Origin of the sequence: Filomicrobium sp. (assembly GCF_025698805.1) — a bacterium.
In the GTDB taxonomy this organism is placed as follows: Bacteria; Pseudomonadota; Alphaproteobacteria; order Rhizobiales; family Hyphomicrobiaceae; genus Filomicrobium; species Filomicrobium insigne.
In genome coordinates this window covers 382,973-401,790 of the sequence record NZ_JAILWT010000004.1, presented here as the reverse complement: position 1 = coordinate 401,790, position 18,818 = coordinate 382,973, and the positions used below count along the sequence as shown (strand labels likewise).

The window sequence follows — 18,818 nt, the reverse complement described above, 5'->3', positions numbered from 1 at the left end:
CGTAACGTTTATGTCGAACCAGGCCCATTCTCTGCAACAACCGCACGTTTCTCTGGATATCGACGAAGTGTTGGATGCAGCGGACCGCGCTCGTGATCTGCTCGCGGATCGCGCGCGTCCCATTCCACGCATTTCGATCCAGGCATTCTGCGAGAGCGCGTTGGTTGCCGAGACGCTCCAGACCGCAGCAGAAGATCGTCGCCTGTCGAAGGCGCACGTATCGATCAACATGGGTGGTATTCCCGCCGCCATTGCGCACTTCGAGGAAAACCCGACCCCGAACCTGATCATCATAGAGTCGGGCGCGGAGGGCGCCCAGCTATTGGCCGAACTCGATCATCTTGCCGATAGTTGTGACGCCGGAACAAAAGTCATCATCGTTGGTCAGCTTAACGACGTCATACTGTACCGCGAACTCCTCAAACGCGGGGTCAGCGAGTACCTGCTAGCCCCCATAGGGGCGCTACAGGTGATGGAGAGCATCTCTAATCTCTACAATGATCCTGACTCCGATCCCGTCGGCCACGTCTACGCGTTCATTGGGGCCAAAGGCGGCGTCGGATCTTCGACCGTTTGCCATAACACAGCGTGGGCATTGTCTGAAGCGCTGCAGTCGAGCGTCATCATCACAGACATGGATTTGCCGTTCGGCACCACCGGCCTGGATTTCAACCAGGACCCTATGCAAGGTGTGGCCGATGCGTTGGTGACGCCGGAACGTCTCGATGAGGTTTTGCTCGATCGCCTGCTGACGAAATGCTCCGAGCATCTTTCGATTTTCTCAGCACCAGCGGTTCTTGATCGCGATTTTAATCTGAACGCGGAGGCCTGCGATCAGGTCGTCGACGTTGTTCGCCAAAACGTTCCTTACGTCGCCATCGACATACCGCACACTTGGACGGATTGGAGCAAACGTCTGTTGTTGCAGGCCGACGAGGTCGTCATCACCGCTTCGCCCGACCTTGCCAATCTACGCAACGCTAAAAACATCGTTGAACTGCTCCGTGCCGAACGCCGTCACGACAGCCCGCCGCAGCTTGTCCTCAATATGACGAAGATGCCAAAGCGTCCTGAGATTTCTACGCGTGACTTCGAACAGGCCTTGGAGCTCGTCGCGACGGCTGAAATCGAGTTCGATACCGAGACTTTCGGTCAAGCAGCGAACAACGGTCAGATGATCGAGGAAATGAACGCAAAGGCAAAGTCCGTGCAGAACTTTCGCGATTTGGCCATGCGGCTCGCCCACCGGCAGGAAGTGCGTCACGAGCGCAAATCGCCTTTCGCCCCACTGTTGGAAAAGCTCAAGCTCGGTCGCTGAGACCTGAGTGCCACGTGAATCCCAAGGAGAACGACCGGTTATGTTCGGCAAGCGGAACCATGATACGCCAAGTACGCAGCGCAAGATCGCGCCGCAACCGGCGTCGCCCGTGCCGCATGCACCAGCGCGCCAGGCGGCGCCTTCCCAAACTGCAAAGGTGGCACCTGCGCCAAAGCCCGCCGCACCAGCCGTCGATATGGAAACGAAGCAGCGCCGGCATTCCGACGAGTACTACGATGTCAAGACCACGGTCTTCAACGCGCTGATCGATACCATCGACTTGACCCAGCTCGCCAAGCTTGATGGAGCCGCAGCACGAGAAGAAATCCGCGATATCGTTGCCGAGATCATCCAGATCAAAAACGTCGTGATGTCGATCGCCGAGCAGGAGGAATTGCTCGAAGACATCTGCAACGACGTGCTGGGTTACGGCCCATTGGAACCGCTCCTGGCGCGCGATGATATCGCCGACATCATGGTCAATGGCGCGTCGACGACGTATATCGAAGTCGCCGGCAAGGTGAAGATGACCAACGTTCGCTTCGCGGACAATTTGCAGTTGATGAACATCTGTCAACGCATCGTCAGCCAGGTCGGACGTCGCGTCGATGAGTCGAGTCCGATCTGCGACGCGCGTCTGCCGGATGGCTCACGCGTCAACGTTATTGTGCCACCGCTGGCGATCGATGGCCCGGCACTCACCATTCGTAAATTCAAGAAGGATCGTTTGCGGCTTGAGCAGCTTGTTCAATACGGTTCGATCTCTCCTGACGCGAAAACCATTTTGGAAATCATCGGCCGGGTTCGCTGCAACATCCTCATTTCAGGCGGCACGGGCTCCGGTAAAACGACGTTGCTGAATTGTCTAACCGGTTCCATCGATCACGACGAACGCATCATTACGTGCGAAGATTCAGCAGAGCTTCAGCTCCAGCAGCCACACACGGTACGTCTCGAAACGCGCCCGCCCAACCTTGAGGGCGAGGGTGAAATCACCATGCGCGATCTCGTGAAAAACTGCCTGCGCATGCGCCCCGAGCGCATCATCGTCGGCGAGGTGCGCGGCCCCGAAGCGTTCGATTTGCTGCAGGCGATGAACACCGGCCACGACGGTTCTATGGGAACCCTCCACTCCAACTCGCCGCGCGAGGCGATTTCCCGACTGGAGTCCATGATCATGATGGGTGGCTTTGCGCTGCCGATTCATACGATCCGTGAGATGATCACCGGTTCGATCGATATCATCATCCAAGCCTCACGCCAACGCGATGGTTCGCGCAAGGTGACCCATATTACCGAGGTACTCGGCATGGAAGGCGAGGTTGTCACACTACAAAACCTCATCGTCTACGATGTGCTGGGTGAAGACGCCAACGGCAAAATCACAGGTCGTCACAGATCGACGGGTATTTCCCGCCCGCGCTTCTGGGAGCGCGCGGAATACTACGGAGAGCATCATCGCCTCGCAGAAGCTCTAGCCAATTCCGAGGTCAAGGATGAGCATGGGGCTCCTATGGGAGACGCTCATGCCTAGTCCGGATCTCGCAATTCCTCTGATCGGTGGCGTGGCCGTCGCCGCGTTGATGTTCGTCTTTCTCTATCCGATGTTTGCCGGCGACCGTAAGACGGAAAAACGTTTCGCGACCGTTGCGGAAGGCCATGTCAACAGGATTGGGGTGCGCAACGCAGCTGAGCAGGCGGCCAACCGGCGTAAACAGGTGGCCGAAACGCTCAAGGAGTTAGACGAACGCCAGAAGAAAAAAGAGAAGATCTCTCTCCGCCTGCGCTTGCAGCGGGCCGGTCTCGACATAACCCCGCAGACGTATTGGATCACAAGCGCCGTCGTTGGCTTGGTTTGTGCGCTTGCGGTGATCTTGTCATTCCGCATGACCCTATTGATGCAGATCGTTGCCTTAGTTGCAGGGTTTGTCGGATTGTTCGGCATCCCGCGCTGGTTTGTCTCCAAAATGACAAGCCGGCGTCAGCAGAAGTTCCTTACGGAATTGGCCAACTCCCTTGATGTGGTTGTACGCGGTATGAAGTCCGGTCTGCCACTCAACGAGTGCCTTCAGATCATCGCGCGCGAGAGCCCCGAACCAATCGCAGGTGAGTTTCGTGAAGTCGTCGAGCAGCAACGTATCGGTGTCACGCTAATTGACGCCCTGGAGCGTTTGGCGGAGCGCATGCCTCTTCCTGAAGTTCGGTTCTTGACGATCGTTATCGGCATTCAGCAACAGGCGGGCGGAAACTTGTCCGAAGCGCTAGGGAACCTTTCGGGCGTTCTGCGAGATCGCATTCGCATGAAAATGAAGGTCAAGGCGCTATCGGCAGAGGCAACGACATCGGCTGCGGTTCTTGCGTGTCTGCCGCCCGGTGTCATGATCATGACCTACCTCGCATCGCCCGAATACATTCAACCGCTTTTCACCACCAGGATAGGCAATTTCTTCATCATCATCGGCCTGCTCTGGATGTCGTGCGGCGTGCTCGTCATGCGCAAGATGATCAACTTCAAATACTAGAGTTTTCCCTGCGGACTACGAACGACAAAGGACTTTGATTTCGCCATGATGGATTTCATTGATGTCGTAGCGCGCCCGCAGTTTATCGTGACTGCGCTTGCGGCCATCTCAGCCTTTGCAACGGTCCTGACACTCACATTGCCGATCTTGTCACGCGATCGCACGTCGCAGCGCATGAAGGTGATGGCAGTTGAACGGGATAAAATGCGCGCGCAGCGCATTGCCGACCTGGGCAAGGACCGCCAGGGCGGCGCAATGCGTCGGCAGGCCCCGAAAACTTACATGCAACAGATTGTTGACCAGCTCAACTTACGCAAGCATTTCGATAGCGAAGAGCTACGCGCCAGATTGAAGATGGCGGGCCTACGAGGACAGGCACCACTGGTGACCTACATGTTCTTCCGCGTCGCGATGCCGATCATTTTGTTCCTGGTCGCGCTGTTTTACATCTTCATTGTGATGAAGCTGTCATATCCGCCAATGGTCAAGTTCTTCATTGCTCTGACCATCGGATTCATCGGCTATTACGTGCCCAACCTCTTCGTTCAGAACATGATTCAGAAGCGTCAGCAGGCGATCAAGCTTGCCTTTCCCGATGCTCTCGACATGCTTTTGATCTGCGTTCAATCCGGTATGTCGATTGAAGCTGCCTTCGGGAAGGTTTCTAACGAGGTTTCAGCCACGTCGCTCGAGTTGGCGGAGGAATTGTCGCTCACGACCGCGGAATTGTCCTATCTCGGTGAACGTCGGCAGGCCTTCGAAAATCTCGGTAAGCGCACGGGGCTGCCCGGTGTGAAGGCCGTCTGCACCGCACTCATCCAAGCTGAACGTTATGGTACACCGGTTGGGCAGGCGCTTCGTGTGATGGCGAAGGAAAACCGCGATATGCGCATGTCCGACGCTGAGAAGAAGGCCGCGTCTCTGCCACCTAAACTCACGGTGCCGATGATCGTATTCTTCCTGCCGGTTCTGTTCCTCGTCATTCTCGGCCCTGCGGGCATCACGCTGATGGAAATGAAGTAGGTTCGGCCTTCGCTAGGCAAAAACAGGAAAACCGAAAGGCACCCGTTACTAATCATCGGGTACCTTTCGGCTTGGATTGTTAAATACGGTTTCTGAAGCGCAATACGCTCAGCGTAGAAACTTCTATTGGCGCGCGTCCGCCGCGACGACCTGCGAGTTCCAGCCTGATAGCGCATCGTTGGGCAGAGCGCTTCCCTTGAATTGCACCTTGGCAACCTGCACATCGCCACCTTTGGAAGGGGCTACAGGCGCTAGCTGCGTAAGCTTGCGTAAATACGCCGTGTCGGCTGCTGCGGTATCCGCTGGCATGTCGCGGGAAGCGATCTGTGTGGATTCTTGATATTTGCCCTGAAGGCCCAGGACCAATGCGAGATTTTGCCGGATCTTGGCTTCGCTAGCACCGGCATCGGCGGCTTGGCGCAACAGCCCCTCGGCCTTATTCGCATCGCCTGTCATAGCGTGGGCAAGCGCAAGGTTGTTAAGCAGTGAAGGGTGATTCTGCTTGAGCGTCAGAGCGCGATCGAAATAGGGTATTGATTCTGCATACTTACCCTGTTTGGCCAGCACCGTACCCCGGGCAGAAATAACGCGCCAATCAGGTTTTGCCGGATCATCGGCGAAGGCCAGCAATTTTTCGGCGACGTTCATCTGGCCAAGATCGAGCGCGAGCCGGCCATATTCACCGGCGAGTTCCCGGCTATCGGCGTGGAACATGCCTGATTGTTGCAGCACGGCGAGGGCTTGCTGCTTGCGGCCCATCGCCTTCAAGTTCTTGGCATAATTTAACGAGACTTCCAGATCGGTGGGAGCTTTGGCGTAACGCTCGCCCCAATAGCCCGTAGCTTCCGCAAGTTCCTTCTCAGTGACGACCCCATCTTGCGCAGGTTTGGGCGCAGGGCGTGTAAAGGCCGTTGCCTCACCCAGTAAATCGGCCCCTGGCATTGCACCGTTCTGAGCGCATCCGCTCACTAAAAGTCCGGCCGCAACGGCGCACAGAATTGAGCCGGTTGGGCGAGGTATGATCAGCCCCCAGGGGTGCACCATGTACTTGATCCTTTGATGAACATCACGCAGATGCGAATCACTGTGCTTGTTCGTCAGGATCTGAGACGCCGGTCAACAAAGGCTTAATTGTACTCGGGGCGAGCATGGCCGCGTCCACATGCCCCGCTGCCATTGCGAGTCGTGCTAAGACTGCGCGTACGAAACAAACCGCAGTGGTCAGCGGTAAAGGCTCAAACAGAGAAGCCGGAATACCGAGGCTACGAGTTAAGGCTGGAGCACGATTATGAGCGCAAACGAACTTGGCCGGTGGCAAATCCCTGACGTTGACAGGGTTTTTTCGGCGGAAGGTGCCGAACTCACGCCAGGAACGCCGATTTGGCTGACTTCCGATGATGCGTTACCCGATAAAGTGGCGTCCAATGCGGCTCATGTCCGATGGCTCGAAGCGCAGCGCTTTAAGGGCACCGTGCGGCGCCAAGCGTTGCTTCCGGCGGACAACGGATCACTTGCGGGCGTCGTACTTGGCACAGGAAAAGCAGGCGGCAAACCGGGAGAGCCGTGTGGCCCCGCGGATCTTCTCGTGGGGCAGCTTGCGGCGAGTTTGCCGCCAGGTGACTACGCGCTAGCGGGCACCGGCGAGGCGGATGAACTAGCGGCCATCGCCTGGGGTCTGGGGGCGTATCGCTACCGGCGCTATCGTGGTGGTGAGTTTGATCCCGCACCGCGTCTGCAAATTCCGGTCGGCGCGGACGCTAAAAAGGTGCGCGCGATCGTCGAAGCGGTTTGGTTGGGGCGGGATTTGATCAATACGCCACCCAGCGATTTAGGCCCGGACGAACTGGAAGCAGCCGCACGCGCTCTGGCCACGCGCCACAAAGCTGAAATTTCAACGACCGTTGGAGATGACCTTCTTTCCGCAAACCTGCCGATGATCCACGCCGTTGGTCGCGCAAGTACGCGAGCGCCACGGTTGATCGATCTGCGCTGGCAACCGCCCACCGCTGGCTCCGACACACCGTTGATCTGCCTGGTCGGCAAGGGCATCTGCTTCGATACTGGCGGCCTCGACCTCAAACCGGCAGCTGGTATGCTGTTGATGAAGAAGGACATGGGAGGCGCAGCGACTGCCTTGTCCATCGGCCATATGATCATGTCGGCAGGACTCAATATTCGCCTACGCATCCTTATTCCGGCCGCCGAAAACTCTGTTGCAGGCAATGCCTTCCGCCCTAGCGACGTACTCACAAGCCGTTCAGGTCGCACCGTCGAAATCGGAAATACGGACGCCGAGGGGCGACTCGTCCTGGCCGATGCCTTGAGTCTCGCTGACGAAGAGTCGCCGGACCTCACTGTTTCTCTTGCGACTTTGACCGGCGCGGCGCGTGTCGCATTAGGGCCAGATTTGCCGGCATTCTTCTGCAATGATGACCGATTTGCCCAATCCGTGTTGGCTCAAGGGCAAGCTTTGGGTGATCCTGTTTGGCGCATGCCGTTCTGGCCGGGTTACGAACGCAACCTCGAAAGCGAAGTTGCCGATATGAATAACGTCTCAGATGGGTCCTTTGCCGGAGCAATCACGGCGGCTCTGTTTCTGAATCGCTTCGTTTCCCGGGCCCGTCGCTATGCCCATATCGATCTGTATGGTTGGCGGCCCTCCGCGCGACCATTGGGACCGAAAGGCGGCGAGCCGCAATCTGCACGTGCTGTGTTTGAAGCTCTTAGACGGGAGACGATCTCGTGAGCACGACGACCACCACCGATTTGGTTGTGAAGCCGGAACCTCAGGTGCCTGCATCCGGTGAGAACATGCTCGATCCTCGCCGCAATGCTTATCGCGAGGATCTTGCGGCGAACAACATACGCAATCTGGTCCAAGCCCCGCGCTACGTCGATGGCGACTGGGCCCAGGTCCGCCACACCAGCGTAATGGTGCGGCGCCATCCGCAGCCGAACGCGCCGGTCGACACAGAAGCGCTGTTTGGCGAAGTGGTTGTCGTCTATGACGTTGCGGATGGTTGGGCGTGGGTGCAACTCGTGCGCGATCGTTATGTGGGCTATGTGCGCGCCGATGCTTTGTCCGAGAACGTCGAATGGCCTACGCACAAGGTCCGTGCGCTTGGCACGTTCATCTATCCCGAACCAGACATCAAATCACCGCCGTTGACCCATCTCAGCCTGAATAGCGGTTTCGCCATTGCCGACATGGACGAACAGTTCTGCAAGCTGAAAACGGGCGGCTACGTAGTTTCGCGGCACGTTGCCGAAGAAGGTGCATTTTCACGCGATTTCGTCGAAGTCGCCGAGCGCTTTATTGGCACGCCTTATCTTTGGGGCGGCCGAACGCGATTGGGAATTGATTGTTCGGGACTGGTTCAATTGTCCCTTGAAGCGGCAGGAATATCCGCTCCGCGCGACAGCGACATGCAGCAGGCGGAACTGGGTGCCAACGTTTTGGTCCCGGAGGATCTTGATGGTCTTCTGCGCGGCGACCTGATTTTCTGGGCAGGCCATGTCGGCATCTTGGTGGACGGCATCATGCTGCTGCATGCCAATGCGCATCACATGGCGGTCACCGTCGAAACATTGCCTGAAGCCGTGGAACGGATAGCCAGAGGCGGTTCGAAGATTACTGCCATCAAACGCCTGACGTCTGTCACGGCCTAAACGCTCACTCAGCCGCGAGCTTTGCCAACAACGTTTCTTCTTCCGCCGTGGTGCGGGCATACGTCGGCCGTGCACGAACGCGCGCAACGTAGCTGCTGAAAACGGGATCCTTAGGAAGCAGCCCGAAGTCGCTTAGGTATCCAACACCCGCGCCAAGCATGACGTCGGCAGCCGTAAAACGCTCGCCCAAGATGTAGGGACCTGAACCGATAATGTCTTTCAGTCCCTCGATCATCGATTCAAATGTGCCATAGCCGACTTGGCTAGAAGGTCCCGGCTCACGCTTCAACGCGCGATCACCAGCGGCCGGTTCGACACAACCCGAATAGAAGAACAGGGCTCTAAAATAGCGGCCCCGTGCCGGATCATCCGTAGCAGGTGCTAAGCCGGCAGCCGGAAACGCATCAGCGAGATAAGCACAGATTGCTGGGGCCTCGGTAATAACAACCCCCTTGTGAACCACGGTGGGCACCTTGCCCATCGGATTGATGCCCAGGAACTCTGGCGTCTTATGGTCTCCTTTGGCCAGATTCATCAGCTTGAGGTCGTGCGGGACGTCCAGTTCTGCGAACAGCCAACGGATCGCCCCAGATCGGGTTCGCGGGGCATGGTAATGGATTAAATCACTGCTATTCCCATCCATCGTTATATCCGGCGGCTCATCTACGAAAACTGCGGAGCAAGCTTAATTGTCGCTCAAGGCTTCTTCGTGAACGACTTCAAGATTGAGCGCTGCAGCGAGAAGCGCACGGGTGTAAGCTTCCTTTGGTTCTTTGAAGACCCGCTCGGACGGCCCCTCTTCCACCACTTTCCCGTTGCGCATGACTATGATGTAACTGCACAAAGCCCGAACGACCCGAAGGTCGTGGGATATGAAGAGATACGCGAGATTGCGCCGCTTCTGAAGATCTCGAAGCAGATCAACAATCTGTGCCTGCACGCTCATGTCCAACGCGCTCGTTGGTTCATCGAGCATGACGAACTTCGGTTCGAGCACCATGGCCCGCGCAATCGCGATGCGCTGACGCTGCCCGCCTGAAAACTCGTGTGGGTAGCGGTCCTGGCTGTTTTCATCGAGGCCGACCTCTTCCAGGGCTTGCCCGATACGCTCGCGCCGCTGGTCGTAATTCAAACTCGGCTGTTGAATGAGCAGCCCTTCTTCGATGATTTGGCTCACCGAGAGGCGCGGTGATAATGAGCCGTAGGGGTCCTGGAAAACAATCTGCATGTCTTTACGAAGGGGGCGCATCTGGCGAGAGTTCAGCCCGTCAATCCGTTTGCCAATATACGCTATCGGGCCTTCAGATGAGATGAGCCGCAGCAACGCCAATCCCAAGGTCGTCTTGCCGGACCCTGACTCCCCGACGACACCCAACGTCTGGCCTTCGCGCAGTTTCAGAGACAGCCCATTGACAGCCTTGACGTGGTCAACGGTGCGCCGGAGCAAACCCGACTTAATCGGAAACCAGACCTTGAGGTTGTCCGTCTCTATCACCACCGGAGCACGCTCGTCCGATGGGGCGGGTTCACCTTTGGGTTCGGCGGCGAGCAGTTGCTGCGTGTAAGCGTGTTGCGGATCATTGAACAGAGCTTCGGTAGGGCCCTCTTCTACGATCTTGCCAGACTTCATAACGTAGACGCGCTGGGCCATCTTCCTCACGATCCCAAGGTCGTGGGTGATGAGAAGCAGGGCCATACCCATTTCCCGCGATAGGCTCTTCAGGAGTTCGAGGATCTGGGCTTGAATCGTAACGTCGAGGGCGGTCGTTGGTTCGTCCGCGATCAGGAGGTCTGGCTCGTTAGCTAACGCCATCGCGATCATAACGCGTTGACGTTGGCCACCCGAGAGCTGATGCGGATAAGCGTTGAGCCGTTTTTCCGGTTCGTTGATCCCGACCTTGTGCAGTAGCTCTAGCACGCGGGCACGCACCGCTTTGTCATCCATTCCACGGTGAATCTTGAGGACTTCGCCCACCTGCTTTTCGATCGTGTGCAGCGGATTGAGCGAAGTCATCGGCTCTTGGAAGATGATGGAAATACGGGCACCACGAATGCCATGCATTTCATCTTCGGAGGCAGCCAGCAGGTTCTTGCCGCGAAAGAAGATCTCGCCCGTCGGATGCGATGCCGCCGGGTAAGGCAGGAGGCGAAGAATAGACAGTGCCGACACCGTTTTACCGGAGCCGGATTCTCCAACGAGCGCCACGGCCTCGCCCTTACCAATCTTGAAGGAGACGCGGTCGACGGCGACCTTCGTCTCCTCTCCGGACTTGAAGGCAACGGAGAGGTGGCGGACCTGAACAAGGGTTTCGACGTGGTTCATGTCGTTGGCCACTACCTGAAGGTTTTTCTAGGATCTAAGGCATCGCGCACGGCTTCACCGATGAAGATGAGCAGCGACAGCATGATGGCCAGCGCAAAGAAGCCCGTAAGTCCCAGCCAGGGAGCTTCCAAATGCTTCTTGCCCTGCAAGAGAAGCTCCCCGAGCGAGGCAGAACCCGGTGGTAGTCCCAAGCCCAGGAAGTCCAGCGCGGTCAGCGCCGATATTGATCCGGAAAGTTGGAACGGAAGGAACGTGAGCGTTGCGACCATCGCGTTGGGCAGCATGTGTTTCCACATGATGCTGACGTTCGAGAGCCCAAGCGCACGCGCGGCTGTGATGTATTCGTAGTTTCGGGCCCGCAGAAACTCGGCACGCACCACCCCCACCAGTGACACCCACTGGAACAACAGCAATGTACCAAGAAGCGTCCAGAACCCGGGCACTAGAACCGACGAGATGATCAACAGAACGAACAACGATGGGATCGACGACCAGATCTCCAGCATGCGTTGAAAAATGAGGTCGACTCGGCCACCGAAATAGCCTTGTGCCGCGCCGGCCCCCACGCCAATCGCGGACGATAGGATGGTGAGGATAAGCCCGAAGAGCACTGAAACCCGGAAGCCGTATATGACGCGCGCCAACACGTCTCGCCCTTGGTTGTCGAGCCCCAGCCAGTTTGTATTCCAAATATTATTGAAGCGCGCGAGCTGCTCCGGCGTCGTCTCACACAAGGGTGCGCGCGACGCCCAAGGCGGAGGTGCTGGGTATCCGAGGCAGAGGCCGTCTGGGCCCTGACGGCGCGGATAGTCCCGATTGATGGTGTTGTAGGAATAGCGGATCGGCGGCCACAGCATCCAGCCGTGAGCTTCGATCTCTTCGATGATTACGGGGTCTCGATAGTCGGTGATCGCCAAGAAGCCCCCGAACTTCTCTTCCGGATAGTCGATAAAGATCGGAGCCAGCAACTCGCCTTTGTAGCTGACGAGGATCGGTCGGTCGTTGGCGATGAACTCTGCGAAGAGCGAAATGAAAAACAGGACCAGGAAGAGCCAGAGGCTCCAATACCCGCGTTTGTTGGCTTTGAAGTTCTGCCAACGACGGATGTTGACTGGCGTTGGCTTCAGCCGTCGCGAGATCGGCGCGAACAAGGCGAATGAGCCGCCCGTTGGTGTCGCCGCTGCGACGTCGCGTTCTTCTTCGTTGAGTGCATCCACGGCCTATACCTCCCGGCTTTCGAAATCGATGCGGGGGTCGACCATGGTGTAAACGAAGTCAGAGATGATGTTCACCACCAATCCAAGCAAAGCGAAGATGTAGAGTGTCGCGAACACCACTGGGTAGTCGCGTTTGTCGATGGACTCGAAAGCTAAAAGGCCGAGGCCATCCAAGGAAAAAATCGTTTCGATCAGCAGGCTGCCCGAGAAGAACGCGTGAATGAACGCGCCGGGAAAGCCAGCGATGATCAAGAGCATCGCGTTGCGGAAGATATGCCGGTACAGCACCTGATGTTCGCTGAGGCCCTTCGAGCGCGCGGTCAGCACGTATTGCTTTCGGATTTCATCGAGGAACGAGTTCTTGGTCAGGAACGTCATCGTCGTGAAGGCGCCAATCGCCATCGCGATGATTGGCAGCGTCAGGTGCCAGAAATAGTCTAGAATTTTACCCCACAGCGAAAGCTGAGCCCAATTTTCCGAGAACAGCCCCCGCGAAGGGAACCACTGGAAGAATGAGGAACCGGCAAAAAGAACAAGCAGGAGAACGGCAACCAAAAAGCCCGGCACGGCGTAGCCGATGACGAGAACGCCGGAGGTCCAGATGTCAAAGGGTTCGCCGTCTTTCACAGCCTTACGGATGCCGAGAGGAATGGAAATCAGATACGTCAGCAGCGTCATCCAGATGCCAAGCGAGATCGATACCGGTAGCTTTTCAGCAATCAGATCCAGCACAGGTACATCGCGGAAATAGCTGTTCCCGAAATCAAACCTCAGATAGTTCCACATCATCATCAGAAAGCGTTCATGCGCGGGCTTGTCGAAGCCGAACTGCTTCTCAAGGCTCTTGACGAATTCGGGATCTAACCCCTGCGCACCGCGATATTTCGATGAAACGCTTTCCGAGGAACCGTGCCCCGTCTGGGTGCTGCTGGCGCCACCCAACCCATCTCCGCCGGTTCCCGAGATGCGCGAGGTCATCGACACATCCGTTCCAGTCAATTGCGCAATCACCCGTTCGACTGGCCCGCCAGGAGCGAACTGGATGATGACAAAGCTAATGAACATGATCCCGAACATCGTCGGCAGGATCAGAGCGATGCGTTTGAGAAGATATGCGCCCATCGTCTGTGATGCTGTCCTTCGAATGAGGGTTGGAGTTATTTGCGCTGCAGCTTGGCAGCTTTCTCGGCGTCATACCACCACGTTGCGATAACGCCTCGATCGTATTTCGGTTTGATTTTGGGCCACGAGTATTTGTCCCAGAAGGCTAGGTTGTGTTCGGCCTTGTACCAGTGCGGGACCCAATAATGATTGGCGCGCATGACCCGGTCCATGGCTCGCGTCGCCGCAACCAAATCTGCCCGCGACTTGGCGGTGAGCGCTCTGTCGATCATCGCATCGACAACCGGATTGGCTATGCCCGCGAGATTGGGCGTTCCTTTGGTTTCAGCGGCTTGGGAGCCCCAGTAGTTCTTGATTTCGACGCCCGGCGTGAGCCGCAAGACAAGACGTTGTGTCGTTATATCGAAATCGTAGTCCTCGATACGCCGCTGATATTGCGAGCCGTCCACTAAGCGCGTGGAGGTGTTGATCCCCAGCAGTTTCAGATTTTCGGCATAAGGGCCGATGATCCGCAAAAACGCTTCCGAGAATGTCAGGAATTCAATTTCCAGCGGTTCACCCTTGGCATTACGGCGGACACCACCCTGGAGCTTCCATCCGGCTTCATCGAGCAATGCCGCGGCCTGCCGCAAAAGCTTGCGGTCCTTACCCGATCCGTCACTGAGGGGTGGGACGTAAGCCTCCTGGAACACCTCGGGCGGAAGCTGGGCTCGGTAGGGTTCAAGGAGCTCGAGCTCCGCGGGGCCTGGCGGTCCAGACGCCTTCATGTCCGAGTTCTCGAAGTAACTCGTGGTGCGTTTGTAAAGATTGTAAAATAGGTTGTTGTTGGCCCACTCGAAATCGAAGGCCAGTGCTATTGCATGTCTGGTTCGCGGGTCGGAAAATTTGCTCCGTCGCGTATTGAAGAAGAAGCCCTGCGTGCCGGAAGGCCGGCTGTCTTCCGGCGACATGCGTATGATCTTGCCCTCTCGCACGGCGGGAACATCATAAGCCGTTGCCCAGCTAACGCTCGTAAACTCTTCGCGTAAATCGAAAGAGCCGTTGAGAAGAGATTCAAGCTCCGCTTGCCGGTCGCGATAATACTCGTAGCGCAGTTCACCGAAATTGTACTGCCCGCGATTGACGGGCAGATCTTTGGCCCAATAGTCCTCGCGCCGTATGTACGTGACGAATGTACCGGCCTTGAACGGACCGATCTTGTAGGGGCCCGAGCCAAGCGGCGGTTTGAGCGTCGTTTGGTCGAAGGGTTGTGTCTCGTAGTATGCCTTTGAAAAGATTGGCAGCGCCGCGACTGTCATGGGCAGATCGCGCGTGAGTTCGCCTTGGAACGTGTACTTGACCGTCAGCGGATCGAGAGCCTCTGCCTTCGTAACGTCGCGCAGGCTGATGCGGTAGCTGGGATGCCCTAGCTTGGTCAGCGCTTCGAAGGAGTACACAACGTCTTCGGCCCGGACAGGGGAGCCATCGGTGAACTTTGCTTCTTCGCGAAGATGGAAAACCACCGAGAGATTATCGTCGGCGACCTCGGCGGATTTCGCCACCAGTCCATAAACGGCGTCGGGTTCATCAAGGGCACGCGCCATCAAGCTATCGAACAGGTATTCGAGCCCTTGCGCCGGATCGCCCTTCAAAATGTATCCATTGAAGCTGTCAAAGGTGACGCGCGCGGCCGTGCCGATCATGGCAAGGCGCCCCCCCTTCGGAGCGTCGGGATTGACGTAGTCGAAGTGTTTGAAATCAGGCGGATACTTGAGCTGGTCGAAGGCGGATAGTCCATGGGTCGGACCGCTGGCGCGGGCCGGTTCCGCAACCGCGGTCCCAATCACCGCGATCAGAATGGCGAAGCTTACCCACGTGCTGTGCCGCCCAGGTCGCCTCCAGTTTGCCCTCATCCGTTCACCTCTTCCTGTGCCCGTGTCCTGGTTTGGAGATAACGATCTTCACATGCCGCGTTGCGAGGCCAGAGCCTTCGCCTTGTCGGCATCGACCCACCAATTTGTGGTCGCAGCCGGGAACTGGGAGGGAAGCACCTCAGGCCGTCCGAATATGTCCCAGAAAGCAACGCGGTCGAAGGGGTAATGCCACTGCGGCACAACGTAGTAGTTCCACAGCAAAACACGATCAATCGCGCGCGTCGCGGCGACAACCTCTTCACGGTCTTTGGCCTGAACCAAATCCTCGATTAGCTCATCAAGGGCCGGATTCTTGATCCCAATGATATTGCGGCTACCGTTCTTATCGGCCGCAGCTGAGCCCCAATATTCACGTTGCTCATTGCCCGGAGAGTGCGACTGCGGGAAGGACGCGACAACAACGTCAAAATCAAACTCCTCAAGCCGTCGCGTGTACTGCGTTGAGTCAACGAGACGAACTCGGGCATCGATACCCAACTTTTTCAGATCGTCGATATAGGGCAGCAGCACCCGCTCAAAGTCAGGGCTGACGATGAGGAACTCAACGGAGAGCTTATCGCCTTTGGCGTTGGTAAGAACTCCGCCGTTCGTTTGCCACCCGGCCTCCTTCAGCAGCTTAGAGGCAGCACGCAAGTGGTTCCGATGGGCCGTAGCGTCTGGTGACGATGGCATTTTCCATTCTTGCGTGAATACTTCCGGAGGAACCTTGTCTCGAACCTTTTCAAGAATTTCCAGCTCACGCCCCGTCGGTAGTCCGGTCGCTTTCAGCTCCGAATTATCGAAGTAGCTGCTAACGCGAACATACATCTCGTAGAACAGCGACTTGTTCATCGCTTCAAAGTTGAACGCGAGATTGAACGCTTGGCGGACACGTGGGTCTTGGAACTGCGCTCTGCGCAGGTTGAATGCGAACGCTTGCATCGGTGCGACGCGTTTGTGCGGCAGAGCCTCTTTCTTGATCTGCCCGTTCTTGACAGCGTCGACGTTGTACTGAGTGGCCCAGGCGTTGGCACTGGACTCCGTCCAAAGATCTATCTGCCCTGCCTTAAAGGCTTCGAAGGCCGGTACGCGATCCCGGAAGTAGATGTAGCGGATCTCGTTAAAGTTATTGAGGCCGCGCGCTACGGGCAGATCCTTGGCCCAATAGTCGTCGACCCGTTCGAACGCGACCTGACGACCGGCATCGACCGATTTGATTCGATAGGGGCCGGAGCCCAAGGGAGCTTCGAGCGTAGACTTGGTAATGTCGCGGGGCTGTCCGTTCGCTTGCTTGCCTTCCCAGAAGTGCTTGGGAAGCACGTAAAGCTGCCCAAGGATCTGGGGCAACTCGCGGTTGCCTTTCATATCGAAGCGGAAGGTGACCTCGTGATCTCCGGTCTTCTCCGCACTCGTGACGTTTTTGTAGTAGAGCGCGAACAATGGATTGGCCGCTTTTAAGGCCTCCAGACTGAAAATCACGTCCTCTGGTGTGATAGGCTGGCCGTCATGAAAACGCGCGCCCTCACGCAGCTTGAATGTGGCGGAAGAATAATCTTCCGGGTATGAGACCCATTCAGCGACCAAACCGTATTCGGTTGATGGCTCATCAAGGCTTGTCGCCATCAGCGTGTCGTAGACCAGCCCGGCAACGCCATCCGCAGTCTCTCCCTTGATGCTGAAAGGATTAAGGGTGTCGAAGGATCCTAGGGAAGCACGGCGCACCGTCCCACCTTTAGGGGCATCGGGATTCGCCCAGTCGAAGTGCTTGAAGTCTGGCCCGAATTTTGGTTCGCCAACCAGGGACAGCGCGTGGTGATGAGCATCCTGAGCGGACACGTCGAGCGAGAGAGGGCCTGAGATCAGGGCCATGAAGGCTGCTGAGATCGCAATCGACTTCGAAATCCAGGTCATGGCCGTCATATGCGCTTCGGCTCCATGTGTTTGATTCGGCGACATGCGCCCCGAGACTCAGTATCTCCGTAGGCTGTCCATACAGATCTACACCTGCTGTAACGGTGGAGAGCGCCGAGGGCGAGTTAAGTCTTCTTAAGGTTCGCCACATTTGGCCAGATGTTTAAGGCTCAAAGAAGCACTTTGGTCTCAAAATAATCATAACAGAACGGCCCCGCTGGCAAAGCAGCGAGGCCGCATTAATAGACCGTATGACGTACAATCGGCGGATGCCGAACGTCATTGGGATCGTTACTTCAGGCTATTCAGGTAAGCCAGAAGGTTGGTGAGGGTTTTTTCATCCGAAACACCCGGAAACACCATCTTGGTTCCCGAAACAAAACTTTTAGGCTTGTGCAGGAAATGCGCGAGATCTTCCAGCGTCCAATCCCCGCCCTTTTCCTTCAAAGCAGCCGAATAAGTGAAGCCTTCGTGGCTCGCTTTCGGCCGTCCGACGATGCCCCAGAGGTCCGGACCAACCTTATTGGGGCCACCCTTTTCGGCGGAGTGGCAGGACATGCATTTCTTGAAGGTCGCTTCGCCGTCCGCAACATCGCCAGCGGGAGCATCTGCCGCGACTTTGGCAAAATCGAACGCTGGAGCAGCTGGTTCAGCCGCTCCGCCACCAGCTTCTTCAGGCGCAGGAGCGGGCAAAGTATAGCCCACAATGGCGTGCTCGCCGTGGTCACCGCCGTGTCCTTGGCTCAACTCAATCAGTGTCTTGCCACCAAAAATCAGTAATAGCGCCGTCAGTACGGCCCCCGCGATCTTGCTCAGCTCAAATGAGTCCATCGATAAACAACCCTGCTGTAGAAGGCCCTTGCCCCGGCGTCAGGACCGACCGACGGGCGCGCCAGCCAGCCTTTGGATTCGGCCGTCACTATAGGAATTCCGCCTGTGCTTGCAACACGGCTTGCCTACCTATAACAGCGTTGTCTCCGAGACTATTTGTCACCATTGCTCCTTGTGACCCGTGAAAGGCCCTATGTCCACCAGCACGTTGATCGTAATTCCGGCTCGCATGCAGGCCTCGCGGTTGCCAGGCAAACCGATGGCTGACATCGCTGGCGAACCCATGATCGTCCACGTCTGGCGGCGGGCTCATGCCGCGGGCCTTGGGCGCGTTGTTGTTGCCACCGACAGCGAAGAGATACGCGACGCAATTCGCTCAGTCGGCGGCGAAGCGGTCATGACGCGCGCTGATCACGCATCAGGTTCTGATCGGGTGTATGAGGCAATCAACAAGGTCGATCCGGACAGCGAAGCCGAGTACATCGTTAATTTGCAGGGCGATCTGCCAACGTTGGAGCCGCACCTCGTTGACGCATGTATAGCGCCGTTGCGCAGCAAGGGGCCGCACATCGTGACCCTGGCTGCCGAGATCAGCGAGGAGGCCGAACGCGACAACCCCAACGTCGTTAAGGTGGTCGCAACGCCGGTCGGATCACCTAACTTGCTGCGAGCACTATATTTTACCCGAGCGGTGGCTCCCTATGGGGAGGGTCCTTTCTATCATCATATCGGTATCTACGCTTATCGCCGTTCGGCGCTAGAACGTTTTGTGGCTCTGCGGCCTTCGCCGTTAGAGCAGCGCGAACGCTTGGAACAATTGCGAGCCCTCGAAGATGGCATGCGCATAGATGTCGCGATCGTTGACACGGTTCCGCTCGGTGTCGATACTCCCGCCGACTTGGAACGTGCACGCCAGCTTTTGAACAATCGTGCGGCCGATATCGCGGCGCGTGGGTCTTAATGTTTCGCGCCGCCCGCTCCAGTCTGTCT

15 protein-coding genes are annotated in these 18,818 nt (G+C 57.1%); 7 read left to right on the top strand and 8 right to left on the bottom strand.

The window, feature by feature from the left end:
• Window positions 1-10: 10 nt before the first annotated feature.
• The 4 genes from K5845_RS12860 to K5845_RS12845 are packed head-to-tail and all read left to right on the top strand — an operon-like array spanning window position 11 to window position 4,863.
• The gene (locus K5845_RS12860; RefSeq protein ID WP_052743803.1) at window positions 11-1,318 is read left to right on the top strand and encodes a CpaE/TadZ family protein; all 1,308 of its coding nucleotides are present in this window, start codon (window positions 11-13) and stop codon (window positions 1,316-1,318) included.
• Between the two features lie 40 nt (window positions 1,319-1,358).
• Window positions 1,359-2,852, top strand: coding sequence for a TadA family conjugal transfer-associated ATPase (locus K5845_RS12855; RefSeq protein ID WP_046478031.1), 1,494 nt, complete (start codon window positions 1,359-1,361; stop codon window positions 2,850-2,852).
• Window positions 2,845-3,840, top strand: coding sequence for a type II secretion system F family protein (locus tag K5845_RS12850; RefSeq protein ID WP_090226144.1), 996 nt, complete (start codon window positions 2,845-2,847; stop codon window positions 3,838-3,840). Before K5845_RS12855 ends, K5845_RS12850 begins: the two co-directional genes overlap by 8 nt.
• Before the next feature lie 45 nt (window positions 3,841-3,885).
• Window positions 3,886-4,863 (top strand): type II secretion system F family protein, encoded by a 978-nt coding sequence (locus K5845_RS12845; RefSeq protein WP_046478033.1) that lies wholly within the window; start codon window positions 3,886-3,888, stop codon window positions 4,861-4,863.
• A gap of 123 nt (window positions 4,864-4,986) precedes the next feature.
• Here K5845_RS12845 and K5845_RS12840 read toward each other — a convergent pair whose 3' ends face one another.
• On the bottom strand, window positions 4,987-5,805 hold the full coding sequence (locus tag K5845_RS12840; protein WP_052743804.1) for a tetratricopeptide repeat protein: 819 nt from the start codon (window positions 5,803-5,805) through the stop codon (window positions 4,987-4,989).
• A gap of 346 nt (window positions 5,806-6,151) precedes the next feature.
• Here K5845_RS12840 and K5845_RS12835 point away from each other — a divergent pair, with 346 nt between their 5' ends.
• Window positions 6,152-7,609 carry a leucyl aminopeptidase family protein gene (locus tag K5845_RS12835; protein WP_287959147.1) on the top strand — a complete coding sequence of 486 codons (1,458 nt, stop codon included), beginning with the start codon at window positions 6,152-6,154 and terminating at the stop codon, window positions 7,607-7,609.
• The gene (locus K5845_RS12830; protein WP_342027528.1) at window positions 7,606-8,532 is read left to right on the top strand and encodes a C40 family peptidase; all 927 of its coding nucleotides are present in this window, start codon (window positions 7,606-7,608) and stop codon (window positions 8,530-8,532) included. The genes K5845_RS12835 and K5845_RS12830 overlap by 4 nt, the downstream gene beginning before the upstream one ends.
• A gap of 4 nt (window positions 8,533-8,536) precedes the next feature.
• Here K5845_RS12830 and K5845_RS12825 read toward each other — a convergent pair whose 3' ends face one another.
• From K5845_RS12825 to K5845_RS12795, 7 genes are all read right to left on the bottom strand, one after another.
• Window positions 8,537-9,175, bottom strand: coding sequence for a glutathione S-transferase family protein (locus tag K5845_RS12825; RefSeq protein ID WP_287959146.1), 639 nt, complete (start codon window positions 9,173-9,175; stop codon window positions 8,537-8,539).
• 42 nt (window positions 9,176-9,217) lie between these two features.
• Window positions 9,218-10,855 (bottom strand): ABC transporter ATP-binding protein, encoded by a 1,638-nt coding sequence (locus tag K5845_RS12820; protein ID WP_287959145.1) that lies wholly within the window; start codon window positions 10,853-10,855, stop codon window positions 9,218-9,220.
• 11 nt (window positions 10,856-10,866) lie between these two features.
• The gene (locus K5845_RS12815) at window positions 10,867-12,006 is read right to left on the bottom strand and encodes an ABC transporter permease (protein WP_046480177.1); all 1,140 of its coding nucleotides are present in this window, start codon (window positions 12,004-12,006) and stop codon (window positions 10,867-10,869) included.
• 69 nt (window positions 12,007-12,075) lie between these two features.
• The gene (locus K5845_RS12810) at window positions 12,076-13,194 is read right to left on the bottom strand and encodes a microcin C ABC transporter permease YejB (RefSeq protein ID WP_046478035.1); all 1,119 of its coding nucleotides are present in this window, start codon (window positions 13,192-13,194) and stop codon (window positions 12,076-12,078) included.
• A 35-nt stretch (window positions 13,195-13,229) separates the two neighbouring features.
• Complete coding sequence (locus tag K5845_RS12805; protein WP_287959144.1) at window positions 13,230-15,086, bottom strand: extracellular solute-binding protein; 1,857 nt, start codon at window positions 15,084-15,086, stop codon at window positions 13,230-13,232.
• A gap of 48 nt (window positions 15,087-15,134) precedes the next feature.
• Window positions 15,135-17,006 (bottom strand): extracellular solute-binding protein, encoded by a 1,872-nt coding sequence (locus tag K5845_RS12800; protein WP_244466796.1) that lies wholly within the window; start codon window positions 17,004-17,006, stop codon window positions 15,135-15,137.
• A 282-nt stretch (window positions 17,007-17,288) separates the two neighbouring features.
• On the bottom strand, window positions 17,289-17,828 hold the full coding sequence (locus K5845_RS12795) for a c-type cytochrome (protein WP_046478036.1): 540 nt from the start codon (window positions 17,826-17,828) through the stop codon (window positions 17,289-17,291).
• 193 nt (window positions 17,829-18,021) lie between these two features.
• Here K5845_RS12795 and K5845_RS12790 point away from each other — a divergent pair, with 193 nt between their 5' ends.
• A complete protein-coding gene (locus K5845_RS12790; protein ID WP_046478037.1) occupies window positions 18,022-18,789 on the top strand; it encodes a 3-deoxy-manno-octulosonate cytidylyltransferase in 768 nt (255 codons plus the stop codon).
• Window positions 18,790-18,818: the final 29 nt, after the last annotated feature.